At 57.3% G+C, this 13,547-nt stretch carries 12 protein-coding genes and 1 pseudogene; 6 read left to right on the top strand and 7 right to left on the bottom strand.

Features of this window, described 5'->3' with window-relative positions; all coding sequences use genetic code 11:
• The 4 genes and pseudogenes from IEW66_RS07375 to IEW66_RS07360 form a co-directional block, all read right to left on the bottom strand.
• On the bottom strand, positions 1–348 hold a 348-nt coding region (locus IEW66_RS07375; protein ID WP_188681582.1), incomplete at its 3' end, for a helix-turn-helix domain-containing protein.
• Positions 323–712 (bottom strand): annotated as a pseudogene (gene tnpA / locus IEW66_RS07370) (IS200/IS605 family transposase). The gene IEW66_RS07375 and the pseudogene tnpA, both read right to left, overlap by 26 nt.
• A gap of 159 nt (positions 713–871) precedes the next feature.
• On the bottom strand, positions 872–1,405 hold the full coding sequence (locus IEW66_RS07365; protein WP_188681581.1) for a DUF4382 domain-containing protein: 534 nt from the start codon (positions 1,403–1,405) through the stop codon (positions 872–874).
• A gap of 55 nt (positions 1,406–1,460) precedes the next feature.
• Positions 1,461–1,949, bottom strand: coding sequence for an Lrp/AsnC family transcriptional regulator (locus IEW66_RS07360; protein WP_188681580.1), 489 nt, complete (start codon positions 1,947–1,949; stop codon positions 1,461–1,463).
• Between the two features lie 315 nt (positions 1,950–2,264).
• Here IEW66_RS07360 and IEW66_RS07355 point away from each other — a divergent pair, with 315 nt between their 5' ends.
• The 6 genes from IEW66_RS07355 to IEW66_RS07330 are packed head-to-tail and all read left to right on the top strand — an operon-like array spanning position 2,265 to position 10,720.
• Positions 2,265–3,644 (top strand): MFS transporter, encoded by a 1,380-nt coding sequence (locus IEW66_RS07355; RefSeq protein ID WP_188681579.1) that lies wholly within the window; start codon positions 2,265–2,267, stop codon positions 3,642–3,644.
• Positions 3,641–4,378, top strand: coding sequence for an aspartate/glutamate racemase family protein (locus tag IEW66_RS07350; RefSeq protein WP_188681578.1), 738 nt, complete (start codon positions 3,641–3,643; stop codon positions 4,376–4,378). Before IEW66_RS07355 ends, IEW66_RS07350 begins: the two co-directional genes overlap by 4 nt.
• Before the next feature lie 5 nt (positions 4,379–4,383).
• The gene (locus tag IEW66_RS07345; protein ID WP_188681577.1) at positions 4,384–6,423 is read left to right on the top strand and encodes a hydantoinase/oxoprolinase family protein; all 2,040 of its coding nucleotides are present in this window, start codon (positions 4,384–4,386) and stop codon (positions 6,421–6,423) included.
• Positions 6,416–8,095, top strand: a complete 1,680-nt coding sequence (locus IEW66_RS07340; RefSeq protein WP_188681576.1) for a hydantoinase B/oxoprolinase family protein — start codon at positions 6,416–6,418, stop codon at positions 8,093–8,095. The genes IEW66_RS07345 and IEW66_RS07340 overlap by 8 nt, the downstream gene beginning before the upstream one ends.
• Complete coding sequence (locus IEW66_RS07335; RefSeq protein WP_188681575.1) at positions 8,061–9,665, top strand: hydantoinase B/oxoprolinase family protein; 1,605 nt, start codon at positions 8,061–8,063, stop codon at positions 9,663–9,665. The genes IEW66_RS07340 and IEW66_RS07335 overlap by 35 nt, the downstream gene beginning before the upstream one ends.
• A gap of 5 nt (positions 9,666–9,670) precedes the next feature.
• On the top strand, positions 9,671–10,720 hold the full coding sequence (locus IEW66_RS07330; RefSeq protein WP_188681574.1) for a M24 family metallopeptidase: 1,050 nt from the start codon (positions 9,671–9,673) through the stop codon (positions 10,718–10,720).
• 5 nt (positions 10,721–10,725) lie between these two features.
• Here IEW66_RS07330 and IEW66_RS07325 read toward each other — a convergent pair whose 3' ends face one another.
• From IEW66_RS07325 to IEW66_RS07315, 3 genes are all read right to left on the bottom strand, one after another.
• Complete coding sequence (locus tag IEW66_RS07325; RefSeq protein WP_188681573.1) at positions 10,726–11,952, bottom strand: MFS transporter; 1,227 nt, start codon at positions 11,950–11,952, stop codon at positions 10,726–10,728.
• 59 nt (positions 11,953–12,011) lie between these two features.
• Positions 12,012–12,908 (bottom strand): winged helix-turn-helix transcriptional regulator, encoded by an 897-nt coding sequence (locus tag IEW66_RS07320; RefSeq protein WP_188681572.1) that lies wholly within the window; start codon positions 12,906–12,908, stop codon positions 12,012–12,014.
• 90 nt (positions 12,909–12,998) lie between these two features.
• A complete protein-coding gene (locus IEW66_RS07315) occupies positions 12,999–13,517 on the bottom strand; it encodes a hypothetical protein (protein WP_188681571.1) in 519 nt (172 codons plus the stop codon).
• Positions 13,518–13,547 lie beyond the last annotated feature (30 nt).

The raw sequence follows: 13,547 nt of genomic DNA, 5'->3' as shown, positions 1-13,547 counted from the left end.
CCTGAGGATCTTCTTATACCTTAATTTCCCAACTCTCTTCCCTTTCTTCCCCAGTCCGTGAAGGGAATCGATGTTATACCATAATTGGTTGTTCACCATCTGGAGGGCTTTGGAGTAAACCAGGTCTTTCCCACCTGTTTTTAACTCTTTCAACATGTTCTGCGTGTCCCTAGGCGTTATCTTTCTTCCCTCTTTTCTTGCATTATTTACTGCATCTAACAACGCGTTGTATACTTCAGCTTCAACTTGCATTACGTTGAGGAGTTTCTCCTCTACTCCTCCTGTCGGATAAATCCTGTACCTGAAGGAGAGTTGAATTACGTTACTCTTTTCCCTGGCTCTCCACATATTTTCTCAGCGCCTCCAGTGTTGCCTGTCCTCTCGTCACTAGGTGATGGTGACCAGGGGTGTCCTCTCCAAAACTCCTCTTTCACCTGAAAGGATTTCCTCTGTATTTCCCTGGAGGTAATTGTCTTGATTGCTTTTACGTACCTTGGCATGTCCAGGGTTGGTTTTGCTTTGAATGGCATGTGAAAGTGATCCTTATCCGCACCAATGTCCATGACTTCGACTTCAGACGTCTTGCTTATTTCCTGGATCTGTTCTTTCAGAAAATCGATCATTTCCTCACTCTCGACACCTTCCTGCGGTACTTCACAACCTGGACATGGTGATGGTAAAGAGCGTAAACAGAATGTGACCCTCTGTCCAATCTTTACCGCATGGTTATATCTATTTCTTGATGACCATAAAAACGTTTCTAAAATGGGTCTATCCATCCCTTCCCTGACGGAAGGGAACTTTCGTCCCCTTAACCCCCATTAGAGTTAAAAAAAGGATGTTCAGGGATTATGTGTTGGAGGGCGTCCCCTCATGAGGAGCCGTTCACCACGAACCCTATGTTGGGCGTGAACACCCTCGAGTTCAGGTTCAGGTCGGAGTTCAGGTTGAACTCTATCACGCCCATGACAGTACCCCCGGCGGTTACAGTGAACGGGTGGTTAACGAAGGCGAAGTCTGAGGCCAGCCTGAAAGTGATGTTGGAGCCAAGTATGTCCACGGTCACGTTGGTTATGTAGATCCTAATCATGGTGTAGTTGCCAGCATGCAGTGTCAGGTTGGCCACAGTATCGCTTGTGAACAGGCTGACCGACGTCGGCGTCACGTTCAGTATGTTCAGTGTCCTGGCGGCAAAGCTGAAGTTCTGCCAGCCAGAGGTCGTGCTGTGCACCGCAACCGCATCGAATGTTATGTACACTCCAAATACCTGGCTGCTTGGAGGCGCGTCTGCAGCGGCCAGGGCCAGGTGGCCGGTATCAGCGACGTTGCTGTAATAGTAATACCCTCCACCTGCCACTGCTGCCACCACCACTATCACCAGGGCAGCCAGCACTCCTGCTCTCATTATTTAAAGATTGTGGAAGGGTATTTCTCATTTCTGGTACAATGCTGCCAGGGCCTCATTCGCTGTGGTTGAGCTTCACACCCCAGGCCTTGTAGCTCCTCACCGCTGGGAGCACATCTATGCTTTCCACAATGCTGTTGTCTCGCATTATCTTCTGCAGGTGCCTCTTCATGTTCAGTTTGTTCCTGTCGAACATCCTGACCAGGAGGTCTCGGCCACCCAAATACTCGGTGACCTCGTATATGGTCTCATCGGAGGTGAGCTGCTCTATGAGCCTCTGTATCTCGCCCTCCTCAGCCCTGGCGGATATCCTTACAAGTACGTCCGCGTACTCCAGTTCAATGTTCTGCAGCACAAGGAGGCCAACGAACTTAATGTACCCCAGGCGCTGGAGCCTCATGCGCCTCATCCTTACCGCGGTCTTCGAGAGGTGCAGCTGGTCAGCCATCTCCTTGTCCGACATCCTCCCGTCCTCAAGGAGCATATTAACTATCCTTATGTCAATGTCGTCAAGTTTACCCTCCAGGGCTTTTTCCCACATCATAGTCTAAGTACATAAGATATTATTATAACTATCGGTTTTCGAACTTAAGGAACGAATTGCGTCACTTTTCCATATGTATGTGGAACTTAAATGCGGGCATCATGGAATCTGTTTCTTCCGCTTTCTGGCTTTAATTGATAGACAGTGGCAGTCATTCCAGATTTACGAATCTCAGAAAAATAATATTTTAGCTTAACAATGAAAAGCAAATTACTTTTAATGACCTATATTCTCGGTTTTTTACATTTACAATGGTAGGTGAATGCATAGATATAAAAATTTATGTATTTCATCATGAATATGATTTTGAGCTAAATGGAAAACGCTGAATACGGTCGAAGGAGAGTGGAAGTGGGCGAAATTTTTAACAGCGTGCCCCTGACGAGGTACCACTGGGTTGCCACGGCAGTTCTCTTCTTTGCCTTTGCCATAGAGGCCTGGGAGTTCCTGATACCTTCGTTCCTCCTGCCGACCCTGATGCCTTACTTCAGGGTTGGGACGGGGATAGGCGGGACGCTCATCTCGGCCCCCTACTTTGGTGCCCTGCTTGGGGCCTATGGGTTCGCTCCCCTCACAGACAGGATCGGAAGGAAGAAGTCGATTATGTACGGCCTTCTTGGGTACGGCATTGCCAATGCATTCACAGCTGTTGCTTCTCCTGGTGAGTGGCCTGTCTTCTTTGTTGCGAGGTTCGTGGCGGGCTTCTTCATAATAATGGTGATGGTCCAGCCGTTCGCGATGCTCGAGGAGTTCCTCCCGACCAGGTCGAGGGGCAGGGTCACAACCTACCTGGCCTCCGGGTGGCCGGCCGGCACCCTGCTTGCGGTCGCTGCCGTTTACTTCGTGCTGCCTGTGTTCAGCTGGCAGGGAGCCATGCTCGTATCCAGCGCCATGGCACTGGTCTACATACTGCCGGTGTACTTCCTCCTGGACGAGACCCCCTACTACCTTGTCGGCTCAGGCAGGCAGAGCGAGGCCAAGAATATAATAAAGAAGCTGAGCGCAGGTAAGGTCTCGATCGATGATGGCACCGAGCTCTACACTGTCAACGTCAGGCGCGGTTCAATGGCCGAGCTCTTCAGGCCAGAGCTCAGGAGGCCGACGATACTGATACTCCTAGCCAACGTTACGTTCTCCCTGGGCTACTGGGGGCTCTTCGCGTGGCTTCCGACCATACTGGTGGACAGGGGAATATCCTTCCTGAACACGCTCCTCTACATTGCCATAGGCGCCATAGCTGAGTACCCGGGATACCTTGCAGCCGCGTACCTGGAGGAGAAGAAGTCACTGGGCAGGAAGTGGGTCATGGCCATATTCCTGGCCGCATCCGGAGCAGCAACGTTCTGGCTTGCCTACTCGTTCACATTCAACGACGTGATGGCAGCAATAATAATACTGTCGTTCTTCAACCTGGGCGCCTGGGGTGTCTGGGACGCGTGGCAGCCTGAGCTTTACCCGAGCAACATCCGCGGCACCCTTATGGGCTGGGTGGGCGGGGCCCAGAGGATCTCGAACTCCATTGCGCCTTTCATGTTCGGCTTCCTTGTGGCCGCCGCTGTCATAGGCTTCACCGGCGTCATAGTGATCGTGGCCGTCTCGCTCTGGCTCACTGTGATCTTCATCTACTACCTGAAGGAGACACTCAACGTGCCACTGGACGAGGCCATAGCCATAAGGGGGGTAGGCCAGAAGTGACCAGGATCCTCTGGATCAACCCCGTGGGGACGGATGAGTTCGACGGGCCGATCAGGGGTTACCTCATCAAGCATGCAGCGCCCGGCACAGAGGTGGATGTTGTGTCCTTTGAGAGGGGGCCCCACCACCTCGAGTACTCTGTCTACGAGGCCCTGGTGGCAGCTGACATCCTGCGAACGGTGAGAAGGGCAGAGGAACAGGGCTACGATGCTGCCGTCATAGGGTGCTTCTACGACCCTTTCCTCTACGAGGCAAGGGAGCTCAGCGGCATGGTGGTTACTGCGCCTGCAGAGTCCTCCATGGCCCTGGCCATGTCGCTGGGCACCTCTTTCTCCATAGTGGTTGGCAGGACAAAGTGGGTACCGCAGATGAGGGAAAACGTGCAGAGGTACGGCATGTCCGAAAGGCTTGTGTCTTTCGAATCTGTGGACATGGGAGTGCTCGAGTTCCAGAGGGAGCCGCGGGAGACGGAGAAGAGGATCGTGCAGGCAGCCAGGAGGGCGGTGGAGAAGGGTGCCGAGGTCATTATCCTCGGGTGCACCATAGAGTTTGGCTTCTACAGGCAGGTGCAGGAGGAGGTCGGCGTGCCCGTGGTCGACGCTGTCCTGGCACCCTTCAAGCATGCGGAGTTCCTTGCAGAGGTGAGGAAGAGGACCGGCATATCGCACAGCAGGAAGGGGCGCTTCGAGCCCTCTCCAGAGAGTGAGTGGTTAGAGTGGGGTATCAGGGTGTGATCGCAATGTACAGGATCGGGATAGATATCGGTGGTGCCTTCACGGACCTCGTTGCTATAGATGAAAACGGAAACATGGTGAGCGTGAAGGTGGACACGACCAGGGAACAGGCGGAGGGTGTGATGAACTCCGTGAGGGCCTCAGGAATTGACCTCCGCCAGGTGAGGGACATAATCCACGGACACACGGTGGTCATTAACTCCATCGTGCAGAGAGACGTCGCAACGGTTGGCCTTGTAACAACGAAGGGCTTCAGGGACGTACTGGAGATACAGAGGTCGAACCGCAGGGACATATACAACCTCAGGTACAGGAAGCCCGAGCCCTTCGTGCCACGCTATCTGAGGCTGGAGGTCGATGGCAGGCTGGACGCCACAGGGTCCGAAGTGACACCGCTGGCCCTGGACGGCCTTTCAGATATATCTCAAAAGTTCAGGGAGCACGGGGTGAAGAGTGTGGCAGTATCGTTCATCAACAGCTACGCGAACCCCCAGCACGAGAGGCTGGCCGGTGAGCGCATCAGGCAGATGGGGTTCGAATACGTTACGCTCTCGAGCGAGGTCTCGGGTGAGTGGAGGGAGTACGAGAGGACGAGCACCGCCGTCCTTAACGCCGCAGTGCAGCCGAAGGTTGACAGCTATCTCAACACCCTCGAGCGGTTCTTCAGGGATTCTGGGTTCCGGGGCAACTTCTTCATAATGTCCTCCAACGGAGGCCTCAGCAGCACACAGCACATGAGGAATTACCCTATATACAGCCTAGAGTCAGGGCCCGTGTCCGGCGTGATGGGCGCGATCAGCCTGGTCAGGCAGTGCACCGGCTCCACGAGGGTCGACATAATAACCCTGGACGGGGGGAGCACCACGACGAAGTCGTCCCTGGTGTCCGGGTCAGAGCCGAGGATAGTGACGGATTACCACATAGGAAGGGACAGGTTCAACCCAGGCTACCCTGTGCGCGTGCCGGTGGTGGACATTGTTGAGGTCGGCAGCGGCGGGACGAGCATAGCCTACGTGGAGGACGGCAGGCTGAGGGTGGGCCCGAGGGCCTCGGGGGCATACCCTGGCCCTGCCTGCTATGGCAGGGGCGGCACGGAACCCACGCTGACCGATGCGTATGTGGTCAACGGCTTCATAGACCCGTCGTACTTCCTGGGCGGAAGGATAAGGCTGGAGAGGAAGCTTGCGGAGGAGGCCATCCAGGCACTGGCCGACAGGCTGTCTATGGGGGCAAACGAGACGGCAGAGGGCATTATAAACCTGGGGAACGAGAACGCAGCCTTCGCCATCCGCCTTGTGTCCGTGCAGAGGGGCTACGACCCCAGGGACTTCACCCTTGTCCCATTCGGGGGCGCAGGGCCCATGATGGCCCCGTTCATAGCGGACGAGCTGCAGATAAGCAGGATAATGGTGCCATGCATACCCCTGGGTGTCTTCTCCGCCTGGGGCATGCTCACGGCAGATGTAAGGCACGAGAAGCTGAGGACTGTGGTGGCCACACTTGAGGAGGGCAACCTCAGCGAGATTGAGTCTGCCTACAGGGAGATGGAGGAGGAAATGGTGGAACTCTTCAGACAGGAGGGGTACAGCGGACCCACGCTGGCGAGGTACGCGGACATGCGGTACGTTGGGCAGGAGCACACGCTGAAGGTCCCCATGCCGCCTTCGATCGGGACCGGGAACCTGGGAGAGGCACTCCGGAGGTTCCACTCGCAGCACGAGAGGGAGTACACGTTCAAGATGGAAGGGAACCCTGTGGAAATAGTGAACCTTCACGTTGTGGGCATGGTGAGCGCGTCCAGAGTGAAGGTGCCGGAAGTGGAGAGGGAGGGGAGCGGCAGGCCAAAGGCACACAGGAAGGTCTTCCTAGCCGGCTCAGAGGAAAACGTCCCGGTCTACGACAGGAAGGAGATCCCTGCGTCCACGCATGTGCAGGGGCCCTGCATAGTGGAGGAGGAGACTGCCACTATAGTCGTCCTTGAGGGCCAGAGGGTGCACGCCGACAGGTTCGGGAACCTCATAGTGGAGCGTGAGTCCGTTGACTGAACTGAGGACAGCAGGTACGAACGTTGACCCTTTCACACGGGAGATAATAGCTAACGGCCTGCGTGCCGCGGCGGAAGAGATGTTCTACGCCTTCGGAAAGGCTGCGAGGTCACCTGTGATCTATGAGACCCTGGACTACGCGTCAGCCATAACGACCCCGGAAGGTGAGCTGGTTGCCCAGGCCAACGGTGTCCCCGGTTTCCTGGGCGTGCTAGACTACGCCACAAGGGACCTGGTGTCGAGCAGGGGTGTGGAGAAGGGCGACATATTCATGGCAAACGTCCCCTACAGGGGGGGCACCCACCTGAACGACGTCACGCTGATCATGCCGGTGTTCCACGAGGACGAGGCACTCTTCATGCTTGTCAACAAGGGGCACTGGAGCGAGGTCGGGGGCATGAGGATGGGGAGCTGGTCACCCGATGCCACGGAGATATACCAGGAGGGCACCCAGTTCCCCAACGTGAGGATAGGGAGGGACGACAGGATAGACGAGGAGATCGTCAGGATCATAGAAGCGAACAGCAGGACGCCCGAGATGACCCTGGGCGACATGGAGGCGCAGGTGGCCTCCATGCGCGTGGCCAGGAACAGGATCCTCAGGCTCATTGACCGCTACGGGTCCGAGGCGGTCAGGGCCTCCGTCGAATCCTCGATCCTGGCCGGTGAGATGAAGGCCAGGGAACTGCTGAGAGCGCTCCCTCACGGCTCGTTCGAAATCGAGGACTTCATTGACGACGATGGGATCAATGAGGAGCCGATAAGGGTGAGGGCCAGGCTCACGGTTACGGATGATGAGTTCCTGGTGGACTTCACCGGGAGCAGCAGGAGCGTGAGGGGCTCCATAAACAGCCCGTACCCAGCCACAGTCTCGTCCGTCAGGACGGTCTTCGTTGCCGCCTCCGACCCCCACACGGAACCGAACGGCGGTTTCTTCAGGCCTGTTAAGGTAGTGGCGCCGGAGGGCTCGATATTCAACCCCGTCAGGCCGGCACCAACCTCAACCTACTGGGAATCGATGTCCTACGCAGGGGACCTCGTGTGGCACATCCTCGCTGAGCTTATACCTGATAAGCTGTCCGCGGGCCACTTCCTCACCGTCGGTGCAACGATAGTGGGCGGCGTGGACGACAGGCCAGGGAGGGGAAAGCCGTTCGCAATCGTGGAACCGCAGCCAGGTGGCTGGGGGGCCAGCTTCGATCGGGACGGCGAGAGCGCCCTGGTGTGCAGTGGGGACGGGGAGACCTACCTTGCCTCCGCGGAGGTCATCGAGAGGACACTGCCCATCAGGGTCGAGAGGCTGGAGCTCAACACCCGTGATGGCCCATCGTTCGGCAAGTACAGGGGTGGCTTCGGCATAGTGAAGGACTACCGCATACTGTGCTCCGAGGCGTCTTTCAGTGCGTCCTTCGGCAGGTCAAGGTTCACGGCCTGGGGAGCGGGCGGTGGGGGCAGGGGGACACCCAACTACTTTGTGGTTTCAGGCAGCGTGAACATGAGGGGGAGGAGGATAGGCGGCCTGACTCTGAGGAGGGGCGACGTGGTCAGCATAAGGACAGGCAGTGGGGGCGCATGGGGGCCCGCCCAAGAGAGGCCCAGGCCACTGATAGAGAGAGACCTCCAGTGGGGGTACATAGATGCAGAGACAGCAGAGAAGTGGGGCTCGCATTGACCCATTCGACCTTGAGCTCTTCACCGGTTCGCTCACCTCGATCTCTGACGAGATGTTCCAGACAACAATGAGGTCTGCCAGGAGCACAGTCATATACGATGTCCTGGACTACTCCAACGCCATAACGGACAGTGGGGGAAACGTGGTTGCCCTATCATGCGGCATACCGCTGTTCACCGGCGTGTTCGACCTCATGGTGAGGGCAGTAGTTAAGCGGATCCGCATGGAGGAGGGCGATGTTGTGATGACGAACGACCCATACCTCACGGGCACCCACCTGAACGACATGGGCTTCGTCATGCCAGTGTTCGATGACGGCCTGGTAGCGTTCTGCGTCTGCAAGGGGCACCTGAACGATATTGGCGGCAACTCAGTGGGCAGCTGGAGCCCTGATAACAGGGAGGTCTACCAGGAGGGCATCCAGGTACCACCTGTGAAGGTGGTGAGGGGAGGCGAGGTGGACAGCGATATAATAGGCATGGTGGTTGAGAACAGCAGGGTGCCGGATGTGGTTGAGGGTGACATAATGGCCATGATAGCGTCCCTCAGGAAGGGTGCCTCCAGGCTTTCGGGTCTCCTGAGATCGAAGGGCTTCGAGTTCGGGCCCATGTCCTCGGAGGTAATGAGGAGGTCGGAGGAAATGGCCAGGCAGAGGATCGCCACATTCCCGCAGGGCACTTACACATCCAGGGAGGTGCTGGACAACGGCATGGAGTTCGGCTGCACGGTTAGGATAAGGCCTGGAGGGGAGCCGAGGGTGGAGGTGGAGTTCACCGGCGTCCCGCCGCAGGTGATGGAATCGATAAACACGACCCTCCCGGGCGCTGTCTCCGCAGCCAGGTCGGTCTACGTGGCGGTGGTCGACCCCCACGCGGACTACAACCAGGGGCTGGTGAGGCCCCTGGACATAAGGGTGCCGCGCTCGACCATACTGAGCGCGGAGAAGCCAGCTCCCGTCGGCGTCTACTGGGAGACAACAACCTATGCTGCGGACGCTGTCTGGAAGGCCCTGGCCCCGGTATTCCCTGACAGGCTCTCCATGGGCCACTTCCTCAGCGTTGCTGCAGATATAGTGGCCGGCAGGGACGTCAACGGGAAGGGTTTCGTCCTGGTGGAGCCTAACCCGGGTGGCTGGGGTGCCACAGAGAGCGGTGATGGCGAGAGCGCCCTGGTCTCACTGGCTGACGGTGAGACGTACTGCTCTTCGGTGGAGGTGATCGAGAGGAACTACCCGATAAGGGTGGAGGAGTTCTCGCTTAACGTTAAGGACGGGTCAGGGAGGGGAAAGTACAGGGGTGGCTTCGGCATAAGGAAGGTGTACAGGGTGCTCGTTCCGGCATTCTTCACCGCTGCCATGAACAGGTCCCTGCACCCGCCGTGGGGGAACCCGGGGGAGGGGACGCCGAACTACGTCGTTATAGGGGGAAAGAAGTTGGCGAATGTGTCGGCCTATCCCCTCGGAAAAGGCGAGACGGTGGAGATAGTCACCGGTGGCGGGGGAGGCTACGGGAACGAGGAAGAGAGGCCGGAAGAGTTGAAGGAGAGGGACGCGCTTTACGGTTACAGGTGATTGTTATGGACCACTCAGCACGCTTGAGGCGGCTCAAGGACAGGCTAGACGGCTCATGCGCGGTTATCACTGACCCAATGGACATATACTACTTCACCGGCCGTTACATGGAGGGCATGGAGCGCCTGGTGGCCCTCGTCGTCTCTGAAGAACCACTGCTCGTCGTCCCATCCCTCCACGACGGTGAGACACGCGACCTGGGCATGGAGAGGATCGTATGGCACGACGGCCAGGACCCGTTCAGGATGGTGGCGGAGAGGGTCAGGGGCAGGCCAGTCCTGGTACAGGGGAAGATACCTTACTCGCATGTGGTGAGGCTCGGCCTGAGGCCTGAGGGCCTGGTGGACGACATTGTGAGTGAAATGCGCTCCGTGAAGGACAGTGAGGAGCTTGAGGCCATGTCCATGGCTGTATCCATAGCGGAGAGGTCGTTCAGAGACCTCCTAGACCACATCCAGGAGGGCATGACGGAGGCGGACCTGGCCAGGTACCTGGAGGACAGGTTCAGGGCGAACGGTGCGGACGGGCCGTCGTTCAGCACCATAGTGTGTTTCGGTGAGAACGCAGCAAACCCCCACCACAGGCCGGGGAACAGGCGGCTGAAGAGGGGGGAGTGCATAGTCGTGGACTTCGGCTGCAGGTACAGGGGCTACGCTTCAGACACGACCAGGACGCTCTACACAGGAAAGCCCGATGACATGTTCTACTCCTCGTACCTTGCGGTCATGGAGGCGCAGTCGGTAGGCGTGTCGTCGGTGTCACCGGAGAGGACAGGGAGCCAGGTGGACAGCCTTACCAGGAACGCCATTGAGAGATACGGCCTTGGTAGGTACTTCATACACAGGACAGGCCACGGGATAGGCCTGGAGGTGCACGAGGCCCCGTACCTGGACAGCAACAACACGCAGTACCTGAGGCCGGGCAACGTTGTGACCGTTGAGCCGGGCGTTTACGTGCAGGACAGGTTCGGCATAAGGATAGAGGACATGGTCCTCGTCACCGAGAGAGGGCAGAGGGACCTGAACCGCCTCACCCACGACCTGGTCCTGGTGTGAGGGGTTCACTGCTGGGGTGCTGCCGCTGCGTCCGACACGGCACCCCTCCTCTCCCTGCCGTGGAAGAACAGGTAATAGAGGATAGGGTCAAGGAGCGACACGGTTCCTGCTGTCAGGAAGAGGGCAAGGTACATGCCAGATGCGAGGAGGACACTCCCGGCTGTGGTGGCAAAGCCGTAGGGCAGGCGCCTGGAAAGGCCGGTGAGGCTGCTGCCCCTGGACCTCTCCTCCGCCGCGAAGACAGTCATGGAGAAGTTCTGCCTTATGGGGAGAGCCATCTGGTAGAACCCGGTGCGGAGTATGTATATGGCCGCCGCTCCCATGGCGGGGAGAAAGGGTATGAAGACGAGGAGCACGCTGCCCAGTATCCTGAAGAGCACAACGCTGTTGATCATACCTATGCGCCTCTCGAAGTAGGGAGAGAAGTTCACAAGCACTGCGGCAGCGATGTAGGATATATCGAATATCACCGATATCTCGGGTGTTGAGAGGCTCTCCATCTTGAACCAGAGCGAGATGAGGGGTATCACCATGCCAAGGCCAACGCTGCCGAAGGCACCGCTGAGAGAGATGAAGAGTATGTTCCTGCCCGACTTCCTCGGTATGATATCCTGCCTTGTCGCCTTCTCCACCCTATCCCTCCTCTCTGTGAGGAAGAGGGAGAACAGAATGGAAACAGCGTTCAGTACCATCGCGACCAGGAAGAGGAGGTGGTAATAGTCGGGCACAACTGAGGAGACCACAGAGGAGAAGGCGGCACCTGCGACTGCAGCTATGGTGGCCAGGCTCGTCAGCCTTGAGTAGACGTTTGTCCTGTTCCTCTCCACACTCTCCGCAACCATTGCTGTCATGAGAGGTGCCACCGGCCCCCCACCGGCCCCACCTCCCATGGCACTGAAGGTCATGCCAAATATGGAAGAGAGGAAGACTATGGCGTGGTCAGTGGTGGTGAGGAGTATCAGGAAGAGGAAGAACGAGAGCGAGGACATCGCAATGTAGGTCTTCTTCCTGGAGATGAGGTCACCCAGGAAGCCAGAGAGGAGCACCAGCACGGAACTGGCCACGGTTGCCACCAGTGCGTAGAGGCCTATCTGCACCACACTGAACCCTATGTGCTTCAGGTAGAGTGGCAGGATGAAGGCCACGAAGCCAAAGTAGAAGCTGCGCAGCACCCTGCCCAGGGCAATTATGGAGACGTTCCGGTTGAAGCCCTCAAAGAAGCTTGTGGCCATCGACCCTATGTTATTTTATATCAGTATTTATCCTCATCTGGTTTGTAAAAACCAGGGCCCTAGTTTTTCTCAGCCACACCCTTCAGGGCCTCCATGAGCGTGTCCGGGTACCTGACCGTCGTCTGGAAGTCCCTCACTGTGATGGAGAGCGCCACTTCTCGCATGCTTTCCACGAACCGCCCGGCCTCCATCACTCGCATGGTGTTCTCCGCCCAGGCGAGGAACAGGATCGTGTCATCGGAGAGGTACCTGAAGCCCATCATGCGGTCGCCGAGCTTTGATGCCACGCGGGTAATGACCTGGCTGGCCCTGCCAGGCATGACGGTGGCCTGCAAAATGAAGAGTGTGCCGTGGTCCACTGCCCTTGAGTCTATGGCCACCTCAATGGTGAAGCAGTTCCTGCTAATCAGGCCCCTCATTATCCTTGACACACTCTTGGTACTTATACCGGTGCGTTCGGATAACTCCCTCAGGCTCATCCTGTGGTTCTCCATGAGCCTGGAGAGCACCAGGCACTCCCTCCTGCTCAGCTGCACGGGCTCATGGTAGTGCCAAAGCTGGCTCTCAACCCTCACACCCAGTGACTCGACCTCCCTCACTGTTGCCTTTTCCTCCCCAATCCTCGGCATCACCTCCATGATGGCCATCGGGGGTGTCTGTGCAGTGTGCACACTGGATAGTGCTGGCACTGCATTCAGGTAATCCCAGGGCCTCTCCGCAACTTCCTTACTGTAACTGCACACAAGGGTGCCCGAGGAGAGGCCGAACAGTGAGGGCATGGGCATAAGGTAGTTGCCCTTGAGTATCCCATTCTCCACCATGCGGGCGATCCTCTTCCTCACGGTCTGGACGGAGACACCGGTTGACCTGGAAACAGCGAAGTCTGAGAAGCTGAACTCCGTGTCGGAATTGGGCCACTGAAGGCGCCTGATGATCCTCCTGTCTATTTCGTCCAAATATGACCAACCGGCATATAATGGCCGAACACTGTAACAAACTTGGAGAAATATTTTTACATATCTGCTCCCATCGGGGCGGAGCACGCATCAGTGCCCCAGCAGGGCGTCCAGGCGCTTGCTCAGGCTGTCCAGCCTCATGTTTATCTCCCTTATCTCTGACGATATTCTTGGTATCTGGCTCGTGAACGCATAGACCTCCTCGAACTCCTTCTGTATCCTGTCTATCCTCTCAATTATGCCCTCCAGCCTGTCCTGCGTTAGCTCGACACCGCCGGCCAGGATCTTCTGTTCGATCTGTATGTCTGCACCCTCCCCGTACAGCGACCTGACGTAGTCGGGGAGTGTGCCTGTGCTCAGGGCCTCCCTGCACTGGTCCTGCGAGATCGTGTGCCTGGAGCCATCAGGCGCGATCACGGTTATGCTGACGCTCTCGCACCTTGGCCTCTCGAACAGGGCTATCTTCTCGTTCACCCTGCCCCTGAGTTCGAAGTAGACGGAGAACGGGACCCTTCCCCTCATCGAGGCAACCGTGTCGCGGAGCCTGAGCAGTGTGCTGTAAGACTTCGCCTCTATTATGCTGTCCCTTATGTTGCCCTGTTCCTCCATTTCGGTATTTAAATAAGCACCCATCTTTTA

This window comes from Thermogymnomonas acidicola, from assembly GCF_014646795.1.
GTDB lineage: Archaea > Thermoplasmatota > Thermoplasmata > Thermoplasmatales > Thermoplasmataceae > Thermogymnomonas > Thermogymnomonas acidicola.
Note: the sequence above shows the minus strand (reverse complement) of the source record. Positions and strands in the feature narration are given on the sequence as shown.

Bases quoted from the DNA above. Each gene is read 5' to 3' on its own strand.
- IEW66_RS07335 (WP_188681575.1), top strand. From the start codon at position 8,061: ATGCAGAGACAGCAGAGAAGTGGGGCTCGCATTGACCCATTCGACCTT.
- IEW66_RS07355 (WP_188681579.1), top strand. From the start codon at position 2,265: ATGGAAAACGCTGAATACGGTCGAAGGAGAGTGGAAGTGGGCGAAATT.
- IEW66_RS07365 (WP_188681581.1), bottom strand. From the start codon at position 1,405: ATGAGAGCAGGAGTGCTGGCTGCCCTGGTGATAGTGGTGGTGGCAGCA.
- IEW66_RS07325 (WP_188681573.1), bottom strand. From the start codon at position 11,952: ATGGCCACAAGCTTCTTTGAGGGCTTCAACCGGAACGTCTCCATAATT.
- IEW66_RS07330 (WP_188681574.1), top strand. From the start codon at position 9,671: ATGGACCACTCAGCACGCTTGAGGCGGCTCAAGGACAGGCTAGACGGC.
- IEW66_RS07345 (WP_188681577.1), top strand. From the start codon at position 4,384: ATGTACAGGATCGGGATAGATATCGGTGGTGCCTTCACGGACCTCGTT.
- IEW66_RS07360 (WP_188681580.1), bottom strand. From the start codon at position 1,949: ATGATGTGGGAAAAAGCCCTGGAGGGTAAACTTGACGACATTGACATA.
- IEW66_RS07315 (WP_188681571.1), bottom strand. From the start codon at position 13,517: ATGGAGGAACAGGGCAACATAAGGGACAGCATAATAGAGGCGAAGTCT.